The sequence below is a fragment of the Enterobacter cancerogenus genome (genome assembly GCF_019047785.1).
Taxonomy (GTDB): domain Bacteria; phylum Pseudomonadota; class Gammaproteobacteria; order Enterobacterales; family Enterobacteriaceae; genus Enterobacter; species Enterobacter cancerogenus.
The window spans coordinates 1,948,978-1,967,727 of record NZ_CP077290.1 but is presented as its reverse complement, the minus strand read 5'-3'; the positions used below and the strand labels follow the sequence as shown (position 1 = coordinate 1,967,727).

Genomic DNA, 18,750 nt, shown 5'->3' with positions numbered 1-18,750 from the left:
CATAAGTTGATAAGTCGTTGAGATGGCATGACGCCGCAACGGAAGTAAAAACAATGAGGAAGAGCTTGTGGAAAAAGCCAAACAGGTGGTCTGGCGACTGCTGGCTGCCAGCGTATGCGTAATGGCAGCGAGCCAGGCGGTGCGAGCCGATTCACTGGATGAACAGCGCAGCCGCTACGCGCAAATCAAGCAGGCGTGGGACAATAAACAGATGGATACCGTGCAGGCGCTGATGCCGACGCTAAAAGAGTATCCGCTGTACCCGTATCTCGAATATCGCCAGATTACTGACGATCTCATGAATCAACCGACCGTCACCGTCAACAATTTTATCCAGGCGAATCCGACCCTGCCGCCCGCGCGCAACCTTAAATCCCGGTTTGTGAACGAGCTGGCCCGTCGTGAAGACTGGCGCGGGCTGCTGGCCTTTAGCCCTGAAAAGCCGGGCACGACCGAGGCGCAGTGTAATTATTACTACGCGAAATGGGCTACCGGCCAGCAGGAAGAGGCCTGGGCAGGGGCGAAGGATCTGTGGTTGACCGGCAAAAGCCAGCCAAACGCCTGTGATTCGCTGTTTGGCGCCTGGCGCGCCTCCGGCAAGCAGGATCCGCTGGCCTATCTTGAGCGTATCCGCCTGGCGATGAAGGCCGGGAACACGCGTCTGGTCACCGCCCTGGCGGGGCAGATGCCGCCGGACTATCAGACCATTTCGACAGCCGTCATCGCGCTTGCGAACGATCCCAATTCGGTGCTGACCTTTGCACGCACCACGGGGGCCACCGATTTTACCCGTCAGATGGCGGCGGTAGCCTTTACCAGCGTGGCGCGTGACGATGTGGAAAACGCGCGGCTGATGATCCCGCAACTGGTGCAGGCGCAGCAGCTTAACGACGAGCAAACGCAGGAGTTGCGCGACACCGTGGCGTGGCGACTGATGGGCACGGATGTGACCGACGAGCAGGCCCGCTGGCGTGACGACGCGATTATGCGGTCAAACTCCACCTCTCTGGTTGAGCGCCGCGTGCGCATGGCGCTGGGCACGGGCGATCGCCGTGGGCTGAATACCTGGCTGGCTCGCCTGCCGATGGATGCCAAAGAGAAAGATGAATGGCGCTACTGGCAGGCAGACCTGCTGCTGGAGCGCGGCCGTGAAGACGAAGCGAAAACGATCCTCCACGCTCTGATGCAGCAGCGTGGGTTCTACCCGATGGTGGCGGCGCAGCGTCTGGGTGAAGAGTACACCCTGAAAATCGACAAAGCCCCGGCCAACGCCAACCCGACGCTGACGCAGGGGCCGGAGATGGCCCGCGTGCGCGAGCTGATGTACTGGAACCTCGACAACACCGCGCGCAGCGAGTGGGCTAACCTGGTCACCAGCCGCACCACCGACGAAAAAGCGCAGCTTGCCCGCTACGCCTTTAATAACCACTGGTGGGATCTGAGCGTGCAGGCGACGATCGCCGGTAAGCTGTGGGATCATCTTGAAGAGCGATTCCCGCTGGCCTACAACGATCTGTTTGAGCGCTATACCAGCGGGAAAGACATTCCGCAGAGCTATGCAATGGCGATCGCGCGTCAGGAGAGCGCCTGGAACCCGAAAGTCCGCTCACCGGTCGGGGCCAGCGGCCTGATGCAGATCATGCCGGGTACCGCCACGCACACGGTGAAGATGTTCAACATTCCAGGCTACAGCAGCCCGTCACAGTTGCTGGACCCGGAGACCAATATCAATATCGGTACCAGCTACCTGCAGTACGTTTATCAGCAGTTTGGCAATAACCGTATCTTCTCTTCGGCGGCCTATAACGCCGGTCCGGGGCGGGTGCGCACCTGGCTCGGGAACAGCGCCGGTCGGATCGATGCCGTGGCGTTTGTCGAAAGTATTCCGTTCTCGGAAACGCGTGGATATGTGAAGAACGTGCTGGCCTATGACGCATACTACCGCTACTTCATGGGGCAGAAAGATACCCTGATGAGCGATGCTGAGTGGCAGAGACGTTACTGATCGGCGTGGGTTGTGTTATGCTGTACTCGCTAATGAGTACAAGAGGCGGCATAACATGACCCAGCATTCCCCGTATTCCTCGGCGATGGCCGAACAACGCAATCAGGAGTGGCTTCGTTTTGTGGAGTTGCTCCGCCAGTCTTATGAAAAAGACCTGCACCTGCCGCTGATGCAGCTGATGCTGACGCCCGACGAGCGCGAGGCGCTGGGCACGCGCGTGCGGATTATCGAAGAGTTGCTGCGCGGTGAAATGAGCCAGCGCGAGCTGAAAAACGAGCTGGGCGCGGGCATTGCGACCATCACTCGCGGGTCGAACAGCCTGAAGTCTGCGCCGGTTGAACTGCGTCAGTGGCTGGAAGCGGTCTTGCTGAAAAACGCCTGACGCTTCCACAGGCCGCGCCGTCATCCGGCAATGGTGCGGCTGTTTGCCTGATGGCGCTACGCTTATCAGGCCTGGTCATTACACTGCGTCACCGTAAATCGCGTTGTGGAACGGGCTTAACGCCAGAATCACCGCCTGATGATAAACGCTTGAGCGCGTCAGCTTGCCTGCGGTAAAGACGCCAATTGCCCCTTCTTTACGACCAATCTCATCGATGCCGGTGTACTGCGACATCACCGGCCCGAGCGCTTCACCTTCGCGAACCTTATTCAGAATGACGTCCGGCAGCGGCAGGGTGGCCGAGCGCGCTTCACCGCGCTGCGCACGGCTTTCGATGACCACCCAGCTAAAGGTTGCGCCTTCGTCGATACCCGCTTCAATGGCGACCCAAAAGTCTGCATTGGGCGCGGCGGCTTTGGCATTGGCGACGCGATTTCGTGCGCCAGCCCGCGTTTCCTCGCTGCCGAACGGCTGTTCAGGGACGCCGCTCTCGACGCCGACGGCGTCAATGTGGCAGGATCCTTCGCCGAAAATCTCTTCAAATGCCTTTAGAATTGCCTGAATTTTGGCAGGATTGGTGGTAGCAGAGACAACATGGTGCATAATTAAGCTCGATTCAAAAAAACTCATCGCAGTATAACGGAAAAAAAGCATGTTACAGGTATACCTTGTTCGCCACGGTGAGACGCAGTGGAACGCCGAGCGACGTATTCAAGGCCAGTCAGACAGTCCCCTCACTGAAAAGGGTGTGCAGCAAGCATGGCAGGTAGCGGAACGCGCCAGAACGCTGGGCATCACTCACGTTATCTCCAGTGATTTAGGTCGTACACAGCAGACGGCGCGAATTATCGCGGATGCCTGCGGCTGCGATGTTACCCTCGAGCCACGCATTCGCGAGCTGGATATGGGGGTGCTGGAGCAACGCCATATCGATACGCTGACAGAGCAGGAAGAGGGCTGGCGGCGCGCGCTGGTGAACGGTACCGAAGATGGCCGTATTCCGGAAGGCGAATCCATGCAGGAGCTGAGCGTGCGCATGCATGCGGCGCTGGCAGAGTGCCTGAAGCTGCCGGCGGGAAGCCGTCCGCTGCTGGTGAGCCACGGTATCGCGCTGGGTTGCCTGGTGAGCACCATTCTGGGATTACCGGCCTACGCCGAGCGCCGTTTGCGCCTGCGTAACTGCTCAATCTCCCGCATTGATTATCAGGAGAGCCAGTGGCTGGCTTCCGGGTGGGTCGTGGAGATGGCAGGGGACATTTCGCATCTCGATGCCCCTGCGCTGGACGAACTGCAGCGTTAACGGCGGATCGGAATTAAGAATTCCATGCGCAGATTGATTGGGCCTTCTTCCGGCTTAGCATCGCTGGCCGGATAGTAGCGTTCAATGTCCTGACCTTTGCGGCGGTTCAGGTTCAGCATCGGCATGCAGGTGCCGTACACGGTCAGGATAAACTCCTGAACGCCGGTGCCCAGCCCTTCATACGAGAACATGACGTATTCGCCACCCTCCACGACGACCGGCTTCGAGCCCTGAATGTAGCCATTAGCCAACTCCGGCGTCAGCGCGGTGGTGTAAAACACCTCCTGCTCGTCGTCTTTTTCCTGGCTTGGGTGCGTCTGGTTCAGGCCATACAGGATAGGCGGGATCGCGGGCGCATGGCTCAGGAAATCACGCCAGAACTGCACGCGCATTTGATGACGGAATTCGGAGATCTGCTCCAGCGAACAGGAGTAGCTTTGCGTCGTTCCGATCAAATGGGTTTCAGGCAGCGTAATGAACTGGTATTTCGGCATGGCGAACTCGCCCAGACGCAGCGGCGGACGCATCCCGAACGAGCTCCAGTCAGGCGAACGGCGATAGAGCGCAGGCGTCAGCGAGAACTGTTTTTTGAAGGCGCGGGTGAAGGTTTGCTGTGAATCAAACCGATACTGCAGCGCAATATCCAGAATAGGGCGCGCGGTCAGACGCAGCGCCACAGCAGACTTCGAAAGTCGGCGTGCGCGGATATAAGCCCCGATAGCATGACCGGTGACATCCTTAAACATCCTTTGCAGATGCCACTTGGAATAGCCTGCTTTTGCCGCCACATTATCCAGTGACAAAGGCTGGTCCAGATGACCTTCCAGCCAGGTAAGCAGGTCGCGAATAATTCCAGCCTGATCCATATACTATCCTCATCCTTAAAACAGCAGGTGCCTGATAACAGGTTAGCGGATAATAGCATTTTTTGATGTTTTAGCATTCAGTGTTTTTTTTGCGCATTAATGCTTTTTGCGAGGCATTATGGGCAGATATATTCTAATCCTGTGATCTTGCTACATTTTTGGCTAAAGTGTTGAATAATCGCTCAATGTAATTTTAAAGAATGGTAACAATATGAAATACAAGACATTGCTCTTCACCGCGTTATTATTGATGGCTGGCCGTGCGGCACAGGCGGAACAGGTAGGTTCCGTCGATACCGTATTTAAAATGTTCGGCCCCGACCACAAAATCGTGGTGGAAGCCTTCGACGATCCCGATGTGAAAAACGTGACCTGCTATATCAGCCGGGCGAAAACCGGCGGTATCAAAGGCGGGCTGGGGCTGGCAGAAGACACCTCCGACGCGGCGATCTCCTGTCAGCAGGTGGGGCCGGTTGAACTGAGCGACAAAATCAAAAACGGCAAAGCACAGGGCGACGTGGTATTCCAGAAACGAACCTCGCTGGTGTTCAAAAAGCTGCAGGTGGTGCGTTTTTACGACGCCAAACGTAACGCCCTGGCCTATCTTGCCTATTCCGACAAAGTGGTGGAAGGATCACCGAAAAACGCGATCAGCGCCGTGCCGATTATGCCGTGGCACTGATTCAGGGATGACCTATGCAACAACCTGTTGTCTGGCTGGTTGAAGACGAAATCAGTATCGCCGATACGCTTATCTATATGCTCCAGCAGGAGGGATTTGAGGTAAAGGCGTTTGAACGAGGGTTACCGGTGCTGGAGGCGGCGCGGCGACAGGTTCCCGCGCTCGCGATTCTGGACGTCGGGTTGCCGGATATCAGCGGGTTTGAGCTGTGCCGCCAGCTTCTTGCCCGGCATCCGTCTCTGCCGGTGCTGTTTCTGACGGCGCGTAGCGATGAGGTGGATAAACTCCTCGGGCTGGAAATGGGGGCGGATGACTACGTGGCTAAGCCTTTCTCCCCGCGTGAAGTGTGCGCGCGAGTGCGCACCATTTTACGCCGGATGCAAAAATCAGCGGCACCCTCTGACATCCTCCGTATCGGCCAGTTTGAGCTTAATGAGCCTGCCGCCCGGATCCACTGGTGTGGTGAACCTCTGCTGCTGACGCGCTACGAGTTTCTGCTGCTTAAAACCCTACTGCACGCGCCGGGACGTGTTTTCTCCCGCCAGCAACTTATGGATCTGGTGTGGGGTGAAGACGGTGACAGCTTTGATCGCACCGTGGACACCCATATCAAAACGCTGCGTGCCAAGCTGCGAGCGGTAAACGCGGAGATTTCACCCATCAGTACCCACCGTGGCATGGGTTACAGTCTGGGACTGTATTAATGCGTATCGGCATGCGCCTGCTGCTGGGGTATTTCCTGATCGTCGCTATCGCGGCATGGTTCGTGCTGTCGATCTTCGTTCAGGAGGTGAAACCCGGCGTACGACGGGCGACCGAGGGCACGTTGATAGACACCGCCACGCTGCTGGCGGAAGTCGGGCGTGACGACCTGCTATCAGGCCATGCCCGGCAGGGCAAACTGGCGCAGGCGTTTTTACAACTCCACCAGCGGCCCTTCCGGGCCAATATCGGCGGCATCCACAAAGTCCGTAACGAGTATCACGTCTACATGACCGATGCGCAGGGCACGGTGGTGTTTGATTCTGCCGGGCAGGCGCTGGGAAAAGATTATTCCCGCTGGAACGACGTCTGGCTGACGCTTCGCGGCAAATACGGGGCCAGGAGTACCCAACGCAATCCGGACGATCCGGAGAGCACGGTGATGTACGTTGCCGCACCGGTTGTCGATCGGGACAAGATCATCGGCGTGCTGTCGGTTGGAAAACCCAACAGCGCGATGGCGCCTGTCATTAACCGCAGCGAGCGGCGGATACTCTGGGCGGGTGGCGCGCTGCTCGGGATTGCCTTGCTGATTGGTCTGCTGGTTGTGGTATGGATTAACCGCTCCATCAGCATGTTGTCACGCTACGCCGACTCGGTGACTACCCAGACGCCGCTGCCGCTGCCCAATCCCGGCAGCAGCGAACTGCGAAAGCTGGCGCAGGCGCTGGAGAATATGCGTCTTCGGCTGGAAGGAAAAAATTATATCGAGCGCTACGTTCATGCGCTGACCCATGAGCTGAAAAGCCCCCTTGCGGCGATACGCGGCGCGGCTGAAATTTTGTCAGAACGTCCGCCTCCGGAGGTGACCGCACGATTTATCGATAACATCCTGGTACAAAACGCCCGTATGCAGTCGCTGGTGGAGAAGCTCCTTGCGCAGGCGCGGCTGGAAAACCGGGTGGACATTGTCCCGGTGAACGTGAGCGTTGAAACGCTGTTTACGCGGCTTGCAGGCTCGCGCCCGGCGCTGCTGGCGGCAAAACAGCTTACGCTGGTCTGCCAGAGCGGGTCGCTGGCGGTGCAGGGCGATCCCGACCTGCTCGAACAGGCGCTGGGTAATCTGCTGGATAACGCCATCGATTTCACGCCTGAGGGCGGGGCAATCCAGCTTGCTGCCCGTGAAACGCAAGATCGGGTACAACTCACCGTGACCGACAGCGGAAGCGGGATCCCCGATTACGCGCTGGACCGTATTTTTGAACGTTTTTATTCGCTGCCGCGTGAGAATGGCGTGAAGAGCAGCGGGTTAGGGCTGGCGTTTGTGCAGGAGGTTGCCCGACTGCACCAGGGGGAGATTACGCTGCGTAACCGGGAGGAGGGCGGCGTCATTGCCACGCTGACGCTTCACCGTCACTTCACATAGCTTCAAACTGGCCCCACACAGGCCCGGTACGCTCTCCTCATCACAAAGGAGACGTAATGATGAAATCCCCCCTGTTCTGGAAAGTAAGCACCCTGCTCGGGTGCATCCTGCTGTTATTAATCCCCCTCTTTATGGTCAGCAACCTGGTTTCGGAGCGCGAAAGCTATCGCAACGATGTCGAAAACACGCTGCGCCAGAGCACCAGCGGGCCACAGAAACTGGTCGGTCCGTTGATTGCCATTCCGGTGACGGAAGTCTTTTACAAGCTGGAAGATGAGGAAAAGGTGGAATACAAGAAAAGCTATATGCATTTCATTCTGCCGGAGTCACTGCTCGTTGAAGGGAATCAGCATGTTGAATCCCGGAGTATCGGTATCTATGACGGACAAATCTGGAACACCGACCTGAAGATAAAAGCGCAGTTTTCGACGGAGAAAATGTCACAGCTGAAGGGGGAAACGCTGACGCTGGGGCAGCCGTTTATCGTGGTCGGCGTTGGAGACGCGCGCGGGATTGGCACGGTGAACGTCTCTAAAATCAACGGTGAAACGTTGAGCGTCGAACCGGGCGCGGGCGTCAGTGGCGCGCTTTCCGGCATTCATATTCCGCTCACCGATAAAGCGCTGGAGAACAAAACCTTCGCGTTTGAGATCTCGTTAAATCTGGCGGGAACGGGAAGTTTTGCCGTCGCACCGGTAGGGCGTAACAGCGAAATGACGCTCAACAGCAACTGGCCGCACCCGGGGTTTATGGGGGATTATCTGCCTGTTAAGCATCAGATCGGTAAGTCCGGGTTCCAGGCAAACTGGCAGAGCAGTTGGTTTGCAAACAATATGCAAAGCTGGCTGAGCGATGATGAGACACCGGAGTGGAGCACTATCCCGGCCTTTAGCGTCACGGTGGCGACACCGGCTGACCAGTATCAGCTAACCGACCGGGCGATCAAGTACGCTATTTTGCTGATTGCCCTGACGTTTATGGCCTTCTTTGTTTTCGAAACCTTAACGGGGCTGCGCCTGCACCCGATGCAGTATCTGTTGGTAGGGTTGTCGCTGGTGCTGTTCTATCTGGTGCTGCTGGCGCTGTCCGAGCATGCCGGGTTTACCCCCGCCTGGATTGTCGCGAGCCTTGTGGGGGCGTTGATGAACGGTATGTACCTGCAGGCCGTGCTGAAAAGCTGGAAGCGCAGCGGACTGTTTGTGCTGGCGCTGCTGGGGCTGGACGTGGTGATGTGGTTCCTGCTGCGCTCGGAGGACAGCGCGTTGCTGCTGGGTTCTGCGGTGCTTGCGTTGGCGCTATTTGCGGTGATGTATCTGACGCGTCATTTAGACTGGTATGCGCTCTCTCAGCCGAAACGCCCAACGCCTCCCGCTGAGCCGGACAACGACACCATGAGGATCTGGAAATAAAAAAAACGGCGCAAATGCGCCGTTTTTTTAATGCATTATCTGCGGGGTTACTCCTGCAGATCACCACAGAAACGATAACCTTCGCCATGAATGGTGGCGATGATTTCAGGCGTGTCTGGCGTGGATTCGAAATGCTTACGAATACGACGGATGGTCACGTCAACGGTACGGTCGTGAGGTTTAAGCTCGCGACCGGTCATTTTCTTCAGCAGTTCTGCACGAGACTGGATCTTGCCCGGATTTTCGCAGAAGTGCAGCATCGCGCGAAATTCGCTGCGCGGCAGTTTATACTGCTCACCGTTCGGGCTAACCAGCGAACGGCTATTGATATCAAGTTCCCAGCCGTTGAATTTGTAGCTGTCTACGCTACGACGCTCTTCACTGACCGTACCCAGGTTCATGGTGCGGGACAGCAGGTTGCGTGCACGAATGGTTAACTCGCGAGGATTAAACGGTTTGGTGATGTAGTCATCCGCACCGATTTCCAGGCCAAGGATTTTATCGACTTCGTTGTCGCGGCCCGTCAGGAACATTAACGCCACGTTCGCCTGTTCACGCAGCTCGCGCGCCAGAAGAAGGCCGTTTTTGCCTGGCAGGTTGATGTCCATAATGACCAGGTTGATATCATTTTCAGAAAGGATCTGATGCATCTCTGCGCCATCGGTCGCTTCAAAGACATCGTAGCCTTCTGCTTCGAAAATGCTCTTTAACGTGTTGCGTGTTACCAACTCGTCTTCAACGATAAGAATGTGCGGGGTCTGCATGTTTGCTACCTAAATTGCCAACTAAATCGAAACAGGAAGTACAAAAGTCCCTGACCTGCCTGATGCATGTCGCAAATTAACATGATCGGCCTAACGTGACTAAAGTACGTAATTGCGTTCTTGATGCACTTTCCATCAACGTCAACAACATCATTAGCTTGGTCGTGGGTACTTTCCCTTTGGACCCGACAGTGTCAAAAACGGCTGTCATCCTAACCATTTTAACAGCAACATAACAGGCTAAGTGACACCGGACACCCAATAAAACTACGCTTCGTTGACATATATCAAGTTCAATTGTAGCACGTTAACAGTTTGATGAAATCATCGTAGCCGAATGCTAGCCTTTGTCACAATTTTTCAATAAACCAACCAGTTGCGGGCATTGATTGATAAACGTTACGAATCCAATCACCAGAGGGTATTCATACGACTATTATCATTATAAAACATAAGGATAATAAGCGTCTGTTAACATTCTAACTGATTGTTCAGTCACAAAATAGTTTAGCGTCTTTAATTCGTTAAGAAATGCTATTTCGGTGATTTGTGTTGCAATTTTGTAAATTCGTGCTGCGTAATATGTCGAAGCGCATCACCTTTTTACCCGCTAACTGATTAAAAAGAGAGCAAAAATGCATCTGTCGATTGTGCTGGTTCAGCCAGCAAGAGCAGAAAATATCGGCGCTGCGGCGCGTGCCATGAAGACCATGGGGTTTACCGATTTACGCATTGTCGGAAGCGTTGCGCATCTGGAGCCAGCAACCCGCTGGGTGGCGCACGGTTCGGGAGATATTGTCGATAATATAACGACTTACGATACGCTCGCCGATGCGCTGCACGATATTTCATTCACCGTTGCCACCACGGCGCGCAGCCGGGCGAAGTTCCATTATTACGCCACGCCTGAAGAACTCGTGCCGCTACTGCGTGAAAAAAGTCAGTGGCTCACCCACGCCGCGCTGGTGTTTGGCCGTGAAGATTCCGGGCTGACGAATGACGAGCTGGCGCTGGCGGATGTGCTTACCGGCGTGCCAATGGTGGCGGATTATCCCTCGCTGAATCTGGGCCAGGCGGTAATGGTTTACTGCTATCAATTAGCATCCTTAATGCAAATTACTCCGCCGCCCGTTTCCGCGACCGATGAAAATCAACTAACCGCGTTACGCGCTCGGGTAGAAAGTCTGATCTCACACCTGGGCGTGGCGGACGACCAAAAAATGACGGACTGGCTGCAGCAGCGTCTGGGACGACTTGAACAGCGCGACACGGCAATGTTGCACCGTTTGCTGCACGATATTGAAAAAAAACTGGCCGAGTAAAATGCTGCCATACGTTTTTAGTATGGCTGAACTGTCTGATATCTGGGGTTGCTTTTGGGGGAATCGGATGAAAATAAATCCGCAAACAGCGGGTCGTCAGAGTGAGCGAATCTGTGATCAAATTAAAAATTCGTTGACTTAGCAGGGCCAATCCTTTAACCCTAAAAGAATAGAGCACAGACAGATAATAATGACAGAGCACACAACATCCATGAAACGCATCAGCATTACCACCATTACAACAACCATCATCATTACCACAGGTAACGATGCGGGCTGACGCGTACAGGAAAAACAAAAAGAAGCCCGCACCTGAACAGTGCGGGCTTTTTTTTCGGCTAAAGGAAACGAGGTAGAACCATGCGAGTGTTGAAGTTCGGCGGTACATCAGTGGCAAATGCAGAACGTTTTCTGCGTGTTGCCGATATCCTGGAGAGTAACGCCAGGCAGGGGCAGGTTGCTACCGTGCTCTCTGCCCCGGCAAAAATCACTAACCATCTGGTGGCGATGATTGAGAAGACCATCGGTGGCCAGGATGCGCTTGTGAACATCAGCGATGCCGAGCGTATTTTCGCCGAGCTGCTGCAGGGGCTGGCTGAGGCTCAGCCCGGCTTCCCACTCGCGAAGCTGAAAACCGTTGTTGAGCAAGAGTTCGCGCAAATCAAACACGTGCTGCACGGCATTAGCCTGCTCGGCCAGTGCCCGGACAGCATCAATGCGGCGCTGATCTGCCGTGGTGAAAAACTTTCTATCGCCATCATGGCGGGCCTGCTGAGCGCACGCGGCCACAACGTGACGGTGATTGACCCGGTTGAAAAACTGCTGGCTGTGGGCCACTACCTCGAATCCACCGTCGATATTGCCGAATCGACCCGCCGCATTGCCGCGAGCAAAATTCCTGCCGACCACATGATCCTGATGGCGGGCTTCACCGCCGGCAACGAGAAAGGCGAACTGGTGGTGCTGGGCCGTAACGGCTCGGACTACTCTGCGGCCGTGCTGGCGGCGTGCTTACGCGCAGACTGCTGCGAAATCTGGACCGACGTTGACGGGGTTTACACCTGCGACCCGCGCCAGGTGCCGGACGCCAGGCTGCTGAAATCGATGTCGTATCAGGAAGCGATGGAGCTTTCCTACTTCGGCGCCAAAGTGCTGCACCCGCGTACCATCTCCCCAATTGCCCAGTTCCAGATCCCTTGCCTGATCAAAAACACCGGTAACCCGCAGGCACCGGGCACCCTGATAGGTGCCAGCACCGATGAAGATGGCCTGCCAGTGAAGGGCATTTCTAACCTCAACAACATGGCGATGTTCAGCGTCTCCGGCCCCGGCATGAAGGGGATGGTCGGCATGGCGGCGCGCGTATTTGCCGCGATGTCGCGCAACGGGATCTCCGTGGTGCTGATCACCCAGTCCTCATCCGAGTACAGCATCAGCTTCTGCGTACCGCAGATAGACTGCCTGCGCGCGCGCCGTGCGCTGGAAGAGGAGTTTTATCTGGAGCTGAAAGAGGAGCTGCTGGAGCCGCTTTCTATTCAGGAGCGTCTGGCGATCATCTCCGTGGTCGGCGACGGAATGCGCACCCTGCGCGGTATCTCCGCCAAATTCTTCGCCGCGCTGGCCCGCGCCAATATCAACATTGTGGCGATTGCTCAGGGGTCGTCCGAGCGTTCAATTTCTGTGGTCGTGGATAACGACGACGCTACCACCGGTGTGCGCGTGGTCCACCAGATGCTGTTCAACACCGATCAGGTCATTGAGCTGTTCCTGATTGGCGTCGGCGGCGTCGGCGGGGCGCTGCTGGAGCAGGTGAAGCGCCAGCAGGAGTGGCTGAAGAAGAAGCATATCGATCTGCGCGTGTGCGGCATCGCGAACTCGAAAGCGCTGCTAACCAACGTCCACGGGCTGAATCTGGAAAACTGGCAGGCCGAGCTGAGCGGCGCCAACGAGCCGTTCAATCTGGGCCGCCTGATCCGCCTGGTGAAAGAGTATCACCTGCTTAACCCGGTGATTGTCGACTGTACTTCCACTCAGGCGGTGGCCGACCAGTACGCCGATTTCCTGCGCGAAGGCTTCCACGTGGTGACGCCAAATAAAAAGGCCAACACCTCGTCGATGGATTACTACCATCAGCTGCGTCTGGCGGCGAGCAAGTCGCGCCGCAAGTTCCTGTATGACACCAACGTCGGTGCCGGCCTGCCGGTCATCGAAAACCTGCAAAACCTGCTCAACGCGGGCGATGAACTGCAGCGTTTCTCCGGCATCCTCTCCGGCTCGTTATCCTTCATCTTCGGCAAGCTGGAAGAGGGGATGAGCCTGTCGGAGGCGACCCGCGCCGCGCGCGAACTGGGCTATACCGAGCCGGACCCGCGCGATGACCTTTCCGGCATGGACGTGGCGCGCAAACTGCTGATCCTGGTCCGTGAAACCGGCCGCGAGCTGGAACTGTCGGATATTGTTATTGAACCGGTGCTGCCCGCCGGGTTTGACGACAGCGGCGATGTCAGCACCTTTATGACCCATTTACCGCAGCTCGACGACGCTTTTGCCGCGCGCGTGGCGAAAGCCCGTGATGAAGGTAAGGTATTGCGCTATGTTGGCAACATTGAAGAAGATGGCGTTTGCCGCGTGAAGATTGCCGAAGTGGATGGCAACGATCCGCTGTATAAAGTGAAAAACGGCGAGAACGCCCTGGCGTTTTACAGCCACTATTATCAACCATTGCCGCTGGTGCTTCGCGGCTATGGTGCAGGGAACGACGTCACGGCGGCGGGTGTGTTTGCCGATCTGCTGCGTACCCTGTCATGGAAGTTAGGAGTTTAACATGGTTAAAGTTTATGCCCCGGCTTCCAGCGCCAATATGAGCGTCGGGTTTGATGTGCTGGGCGCGGCGGTGACGCCGGTGGACGGTTCGCTGTTGGGCGATACGGTGACGGTTGAGGCGGCAGAGAGCTTCAGCCTGCACAACGTGGGCCGCTTCGCCAGCAAGCTGCCGTCGGACCCGCGCGAGAATATTGTTTATCAGTGCTGGGAAAGGTTCTGTCAGGAGATCGGCAAAAACGTGCCGGTCACCATGACCCTGGAAAAAAGCATGCCGATTGGCTCGGGTCTCGGCTCCAGCGCCTGCTCCGTGGTTGCTGCACTGGTGGCGATGAACGAACACTGCGGAAAGCCGCTGAACAACAACCGCCTGCTGGGATTAATGGGCGAGCTGGAAGGGCGCATCTCCGGCAGTATTCATTATGATAACGTGGCACCGTGCTTCCTCGGCGGTATGCAACTGATGATTGAAGAAAATGGCATCATCAGCCAGCAGGTGCCAGGGTTTGACGAGTGGCTGTGGGTGCTGGCCTATCCGGGCATTAAGGTCTCCACCGCCGAAGCGCGCGCGATCCTGCCCGCGCAGTATCGTCGTCAGGACTGTATCGCCCACGGGCGTCATCTGGCAGGCTTTATTCACGCCTGCTATACCCGACAGCCGCAGCTGGCGGCGAAACTGATGAAAGATGTCATTGCCGAGCCGTATCGCACTAAGCTGCTGCCCGGCTTCAACGAGGCGCGAGAGGCGTCACTGGATATTGGCGCGCAGGCGTGCGGCATCTCCGGCTCCGGCCCGACGCTGTTCGCCCTGTGCGATAAGCCTGACACCGCGCAGCGCGTGGCGGACTGGCTCGCGAAACACTACCTGCAAAATCAGGAAGGCTTTGTTCATATTTGCCGTCTGGACACGGCTGGCGCACGAGTACTGGGATAAATAATGAAACTCTACAACCTTAAAGATCATAACGAGCAGGTCAGCTTCGCGCAGGCGGTGACTCAGGGGCTGGGCAAAAATCAGGGGCTGTTCTTCCCGCACGACCTGCCGGAATTTCAGCTCACCGACATCGACGAACTGTTGAAGCAGGACTTTGTCACCCGCAGCACCAAAATCCTCTCGGCGTTCATCGGCGATGAGATCCCGCCAGAGCAGCTTGAAGCGCGCGTGCGTGCGGCCTTTGCCTTCCCGGCACCGGTTAAGCAGGTCGAGCCGGACGTCGGCTGTCTGGAGCTGTTCCACGGCCCGACGCTGGCGTTTAAAGACTTCGGCGGCCGTTTTATGGCGCAGATGCTGACCCACATCAGCGGCGACAAGCCGGTGACCATTCTGACCGCCACCTCCGGCGACACAGGTGCCGCGGTCGCGCATGCGTTCTACGGCCTGAAAAACGTCCGCGTGGTGATCCTCTACCCGAAAGGCAAAATCAGCCCGCTGCAGGAAAAACTGTTCTGTACCCTTGGCGGCAACATTGAAACCGTGGCGATCGACGGCGATTTCGATGCCTGTCAGGCGCTGGTTAAACAGGCCTTCGACGACGAAGAGCTGAAAGTGGCGCTGGGGCTGAACTCGGCTAACTCCATCAACATCAGCCGTCTGCTGGCGCAGATTTGCTACTACTTCGAAGCAGTGGCACAACTGCCGCAGGAGGCGCGCAATCAGCTGGTTGTTTCCGTGCCGAGCGGCAACTTTGGCGACCTGACGGCGGGCCTGCTGGCGAAATCGCTGGGTCTGCCGGTGAAACGCTTTATCGCGGCGACCAACGCCAACGACACCGTACCGCGCTTCCTGAAAGACGGGAAATGGGCACCGAACGCTACGCAGGCGACGCTTTCAAATGCGATGGACGTGAGCCAGCCGAACAACTGGCCGCGCGTTGAGGAGCTGTTCCGCCGCAAGGTCTGGCGTCTTGGCGACCTGGGTTACGCTGCCGTGACGGACGAGGCCACCAAAGCGACGATGCGCGAGTTAAAAGCGGTGGGATATACCTCTGAACCGCACGCGGCGATTGCCTACCGCGCTCTGCGCGACCAGCTTCAGCCGGGAGAGTATGGCCTGTTCCTCGGCACCGCGCATCCGGCGAAGTTCAAGGAGAGCGTTGAAGCGATCCTCGGTGAAACGCTGCCGCTGCCGAAAGAGCTGGCCGACCGCGCCGACCTGCCGCTGCTGTCTCATGAACTGCCAGCGGATTTTGCCGCGCTGCGTAAGTTAATGATGACGCGCGGGTGATGCTTTGCCGGGTGGCGCAGCGCTACCCGGCAACAGCAGCACCGATCTGTAGGCCGGGTAAGGCGCAGCCGCCACCCGGCTTTTTTGTGAAGAAATTAAGGAGAAAAAACGCAGTAAATAAGCAGAAATTCCCAATAAATGCGGTCACTTAGCGTTTAGGATTGCAGAGAATAACATCCTCCATCCCCCTCACGTATTCTCCTTACATCGGCCCACGACGGGCAAGAATAATAAGGAGTCACCCATGTCGAAACTGAAACCTGCACTTATCGCGCTTTCACTGATGCTGGTCGCTCCCATGGCGGTACAGGCAGCTGAGATCACCCTCGTGCCTGCGGTAAAACTGCAGATTGGCGATCGGGACAATAACGGACACTACTGGGATGGCGGCCGCTGGCGCGACCATGACTGGTGGAAATCTCACTACGACTGGCGCGATAACCACTGGCGTCCGCACGATGAGCACCATGGGCACGATAACCACCACCACGATCGCCACGACGATCGCGGTCATGGCCCGGACTGGAAGCACCATTAACCAAAAACCCCGCCTGAAGGCGGGGTTTTGTTTTTACTGCGCGTGACGCTTAAACACCAGTTCACCTTTCCCCGACGCGTCTTCGTCAAAGAAATAGCCTTCGCTGTTAAACCCGGTCAGCTGCTCCGGACGGGTCAGGCGGTTTTGAATGATGTAGCGGCTCATCAGCCCGCGCGCTTTTTTGGCGTAGAAGCTGATCACCTTAAACGTGCCGTTCTTCTCATCCAGGAATACCGGCTTGATGACCTCTGCGTCCAGCTTTTTCGGCTTCACCGATTTGTAATATTCGTCGGAGGCGAGGTTAATCACCACGTTATCGCCCTGGGCTTTTAACGCCTGATTAAGCGTATCGGTGATGATATCGCCCCAGAAGTGGTAAAGATCTTTGCCTTTGGCATTTTCGAAACGGATGCCCATCTCCAGGCGATACGGCTGCATCAGATCCAGCGGGCGCAGTACGCCATACAGGCCGGAGAGCATGCGCAGATGCTGCTGGGCAAAATCGAAATCGGCTTCACTGAACGTTTCTGCCTGCAGGCCAGTATACACATCGCCTTTGAAAGCGAGCAGCGCCTGGCGGGCATTGTCTGGCGTAAAATCCGGGTGCCAGTCGTGGAAGCGGGTCGCGTTCAGATCGGCAAGTTTGTCGCTAATGCTCATCAGCTTGCCGATTTGCGGAGCGGAAAGTTTGCGCGCCTCGTGGATGAGTTGTTGCGAGTAGTCCAGCAGTTCAGGCTGGGTATACCGCTCGGTGGCGAGTGGGCTCTGGTAATCGAGCGTTTTAGCAGGTGAAATCAGAATCAGCATATCCAGTCCTTGCAGGAAATTTAGGGCGACTTTACCAAAAAATCGCCCTGAATTGATCGATAGCTGTTATTGCCGCGGCAAATCATCCCAGGTGCCCGGCGCGATTTGCGCCTCGATTTCAGGATAGCGCGCAGCATCAAACACCGGTGGCACCCCAAGCTTACGCTGGCGCAGGTAGTCCCGGGCGATCAGCGTCACCACCGGTGAGAGCAGTAAGATCGCCGTCAGGTTGGTGATGGCCATCAGCGCCATAATGACGTCTGCCAGCTGCCAGATCAGCGGCATGTGGAGCAGGGAACCCGTCATTACCATCGCGATAACGCACGCGCGAAGCCCGTTGCGGGTAGAACGTGAATCCAGCTTCAGGAAGATGAGGTTATTTTCGGCGTAGATATAGTTCACCACAATCGAGCTGAAGGCGAACAGCAACACAATGAGTGAGACAAACCCTGCGCCCCAGCTGCCGACCATGTTGGCCAGCGCCAGTTGGATAAGCTGGATCCCGGCAATCTCTGACGAATGGGAATCGGGGCCAGCCAGCAGCACAATCATCGCGGTGGCGGAGCAGAGAATGATGGTGTCTGTGAACACGCCAATCATCTGGACGATCCCCTGGGCTGCAGGATGAGGAGGCCATGAGGCCGCCGCCGCCGCCGCGTTGGGCGTCGACCCCATGCCCGCTTCATTCGAGAACATGCCCCGCTGAAAGCCTGCCGTGAGTGCCTGACTGATGGTGTAGCCCAGCGCCCCGGAGGCCGCTTCGCGCCAGCCAAACGCGCTTTTAAAGATGCCCGCTACGATCTCCGGCAGCTGATCAATGTGCATCACCGTGACAATCAGGCTGGCTGACACCCACAGGAGTGCCATAACGGGCACCAGGAACTGCATCAGGCGGGCAACGCCTTTCAGGCCCGCGGTGATGGTCAGCAGCGTAAGGGCGGCCAGCATGACGCCGGTGACCCACTCCGGGCAGGCAAAGGCATAACGCAGGGCGTGGGCCACGGAGTTAGCCTGTACGGAATTGAAAATCAGGCCGTAGGCGAGGAGCAAAATGAGGGAAAACAGGACGCCCATCCAGCGCATACCCAGCCCGCGGGCCATATACCAGGCGGGGCCGCCGCGGAACTGACCGTTTTTGTCCTTCTCTTTGTAAAGCTGGGCGAGCGAACATTCGGCAAACGAGGTCGCCATGCCGATAACCGCCGTCATCCACATCCAGAAGACCGCGCCGGGGCCGCCGGCGGTGATGGCCAGCGCGACGCCCGCCATATTGCCGCTGCCGACACGCGCGGCGAGGCTGGTACACAGCGCCTGGAACGAGGTTAATCCGCCGGGCTGAGGGCTTACGCTGTTTTTCAGACTTCTGCCAAACTTGCGGATATAGCGAAACTGGATAAAACCGCTGCGCAGCGTGAACCATACACCTGCTCCCAGCAGCAGGTATATCATTATCGAACCCCAGAGAATTTCATTAATAAAGAAAAAGAAATCAGGCACTAACGT

At 56.8% G+C, this 18,750-nt stretch carries 19 protein-coding genes and 1 other annotated feature; of the genes, 14 read left to right on the top strand and 5 right to left on the bottom strand.

Annotation, left to right across the window (positions count from 1 at the left end; genetic code table 11):
* Positions 1-67 precede the first annotated feature (67 nt).
* Both sltY and trpR read left to right on the top strand, forming a co-directional pair.
* The gene (gene sltY, locus I6L58_RS09205; RefSeq protein ID WP_042319297.1) at positions 68-2,005 is read left to right on the top strand and encodes a murein transglycosylase; all 1,938 of its coding nucleotides are present in this window, start codon (positions 68-70) and stop codon (positions 2,003-2,005) included.
* Between the two features lie 55 nt (positions 2,006-2,060).
* On the top strand, positions 2,061-2,387 hold the full coding sequence (trpR, locus tag I6L58_RS09200; RefSeq protein WP_088208828.1) for a trp operon repressor: 327 nt from the start codon (positions 2,061-2,063) through the stop codon (positions 2,385-2,387).
* Between the two features lie 78 nt (positions 2,388-2,465).
* Here trpR and yjjX read toward each other — a convergent pair whose 3' ends face one another.
* Positions 2,466-2,990 carry an inosine/xanthosine triphosphatase gene (gene yjjX, locus I6L58_RS09195; RefSeq protein ID WP_088208913.1) on the bottom strand — a complete coding sequence of 175 codons (525 nt, stop codon included), beginning with the start codon at positions 2,988-2,990 and terminating at the stop codon, positions 2,466-2,468.
* A gap of 49 nt (positions 2,991-3,039) precedes the next feature.
* On the opposite strand from yjjX, the gene gpmB reads away from it, so the two are divergent.
* Positions 3,040-3,687, top strand: coding sequence for a 2,3-diphosphoglycerate-dependent phosphoglycerate mutase GpmB (gene gpmB, locus I6L58_RS09190; RefSeq protein ID WP_006174012.1), 648 nt, complete (start codon positions 3,040-3,042; stop codon positions 3,685-3,687).
* Here gpmB and robA read toward each other — a convergent pair.
* Positions 3,684-4,553 (bottom strand): MDR efflux pump AcrAB transcriptional activator RobA, encoded by an 870-nt coding sequence (gene robA / locus I6L58_RS09185; RefSeq protein ID WP_006174011.1) that lies wholly within the window; start codon positions 4,551-4,553, stop codon positions 3,684-3,686. The two genes, gpmB and robA, sit on opposite strands and share 4 nt — an antisense overlap.
* A 211-nt stretch (positions 4,554-4,764) precedes the next feature.
* Here robA and creA point away from each other — a divergent pair, with 211 nt between their 5' ends.
* The 4 genes from creA to creD are packed head-to-tail and all read left to right on the top strand — an operon-like array spanning position 4,765 to position 8,772.
* Positions 4,765-5,235 carry a protein CreA gene (gene creA / locus I6L58_RS09180; protein ID WP_006174009.1) on the top strand — a complete coding sequence of 157 codons (471 nt, stop codon included), beginning with the start codon at positions 4,765-4,767 and terminating at the stop codon, positions 5,233-5,235.
* Positions 5,236-5,249: 14 nt separating this feature from the next.
* Entirely contained in the window at positions 5,250-5,939 is a 690-nt protein-coding gene (creB, locus tag I6L58_RS09175; RefSeq protein WP_006174007.1) for a two-component system response regulator CreB, read from the top strand.
* Positions 5,939-7,363 carry a two-component system sensor histidine kinase CreC gene (gene creC, locus I6L58_RS09170; protein ID WP_088208829.1) on the top strand — a complete coding sequence of 475 codons (1,425 nt, stop codon included), beginning with the start codon at positions 5,939-5,941 and terminating at the stop codon, positions 7,361-7,363. The genes creB and creC overlap by 1 nt, the downstream gene beginning before the upstream one ends.
* A 56-nt stretch (positions 7,364-7,419) precedes the next feature.
* Positions 7,420-8,772, top strand: a complete 1,353-nt coding sequence (gene creD / locus I6L58_RS09165) for a cell envelope integrity protein CreD (RefSeq protein ID WP_088208830.1) — start codon at positions 7,420-7,422, stop codon at positions 8,770-8,772.
* A 47-nt stretch (positions 8,773-8,819) separates the two neighbouring features.
* Here creD and arcA read toward each other — a convergent pair whose 3' ends face one another.
* Positions 8,820-9,536, bottom strand: a complete 717-nt coding sequence (gene arcA, locus I6L58_RS09160) for a two-component system response regulator ArcA (RefSeq protein WP_006174002.1) — start codon at positions 9,534-9,536, stop codon at positions 8,820-8,822.
* A 95-nt stretch (positions 9,537-9,631) separates the two neighbouring features.
* On the opposite strand from arcA, the gene yjjY reads away from it, so the two are divergent.
* The 7 genes from yjjY (at position 9,632) to I6L58_RS09125 (ending at position 16,440) form a co-directional block, all read left to right on the top strand.
* Positions 9,632-9,772: a YjjY family protein gene (yjjY, locus tag I6L58_RS09155; protein WP_001541509.1), complete on the top strand. Its 141-nt coding sequence runs from the start codon at positions 9,632-9,634 to the stop codon at positions 9,770-9,772.
* Positions 9,773-10,171: 399 nt separating this feature from the next.
* Complete coding sequence (locus tag I6L58_RS09150) at positions 10,172-10,858, top strand: tRNA/rRNA methyltransferase (protein ID WP_058609641.1); 687 nt, start codon at positions 10,172-10,174, stop codon at positions 10,856-10,858.
* 211 nt (positions 10,859-11,069) lie between these two features.
* A complete protein-coding gene (gene thrL, locus I6L58_RS09145; RefSeq protein ID WP_015572623.1) occupies positions 11,070-11,138 on the top strand; it encodes a thr operon leader peptide in 69 nt (22 codons plus the stop codon).
* Positions 11,077-11,194 (top strand) — a sequence feature (Thr leader region). It overlaps the preceding gene by 62 nt.
* A gap of 24 nt (positions 11,195-11,218) precedes the next feature.
* Positions 11,219-13,681 (top strand): bifunctional aspartate kinase/homoserine dehydrogenase I, encoded by a 2,463-nt coding sequence (thrA, locus tag I6L58_RS09140; protein WP_006173999.1) that lies wholly within the window; start codon positions 11,219-11,221, stop codon positions 13,679-13,681.
* 1 nt (position 13,682) lies between these two features.
* Positions 13,683-14,612: a homoserine kinase gene (thrB, locus tag I6L58_RS09135; RefSeq protein WP_006173997.1), complete on the top strand. Its 930-nt coding sequence runs from the start codon at positions 13,683-13,685 to the stop codon at positions 14,610-14,612.
* A gap of 3 nt (positions 14,613-14,615) precedes the next feature.
* Complete coding sequence (gene thrC / locus I6L58_RS09130; protein ID WP_088208832.1) at positions 14,616-15,902, top strand: threonine synthase; 1,287 nt, start codon at positions 14,616-14,618, stop codon at positions 15,900-15,902.
* A gap of 244 nt (positions 15,903-16,146) precedes the next feature.
* Positions 16,147-16,440: a DUF2502 domain-containing protein gene (locus I6L58_RS09125; RefSeq protein ID WP_058609644.1), complete on the top strand. Its 294-nt coding sequence runs from the start codon at positions 16,147-16,149 to the stop codon at positions 16,438-16,440.
* 33 nt (positions 16,441-16,473) lie between these two features.
* Here I6L58_RS09125 and yaaA read toward each other — a convergent pair whose 3' ends face one another.
* Complete coding sequence (gene yaaA / locus I6L58_RS09120; protein WP_006173987.1) at positions 16,474-17,247, bottom strand: peroxide stress protein YaaA; 774 nt, start codon at positions 17,245-17,247, stop codon at positions 16,474-16,476.
* A 66-nt stretch (positions 17,248-17,313) separates the two neighbouring features.
* On the bottom strand, positions 17,314-18,744 hold the full coding sequence (locus I6L58_RS09115; RefSeq protein WP_088208833.1) for an alanine/glycine:cation symporter family protein: 1,431 nt from the start codon (positions 18,742-18,744) through the stop codon (positions 17,314-17,316).
* Between the last annotated feature and the right edge of the window lie 6 nt (positions 18,745-18,750).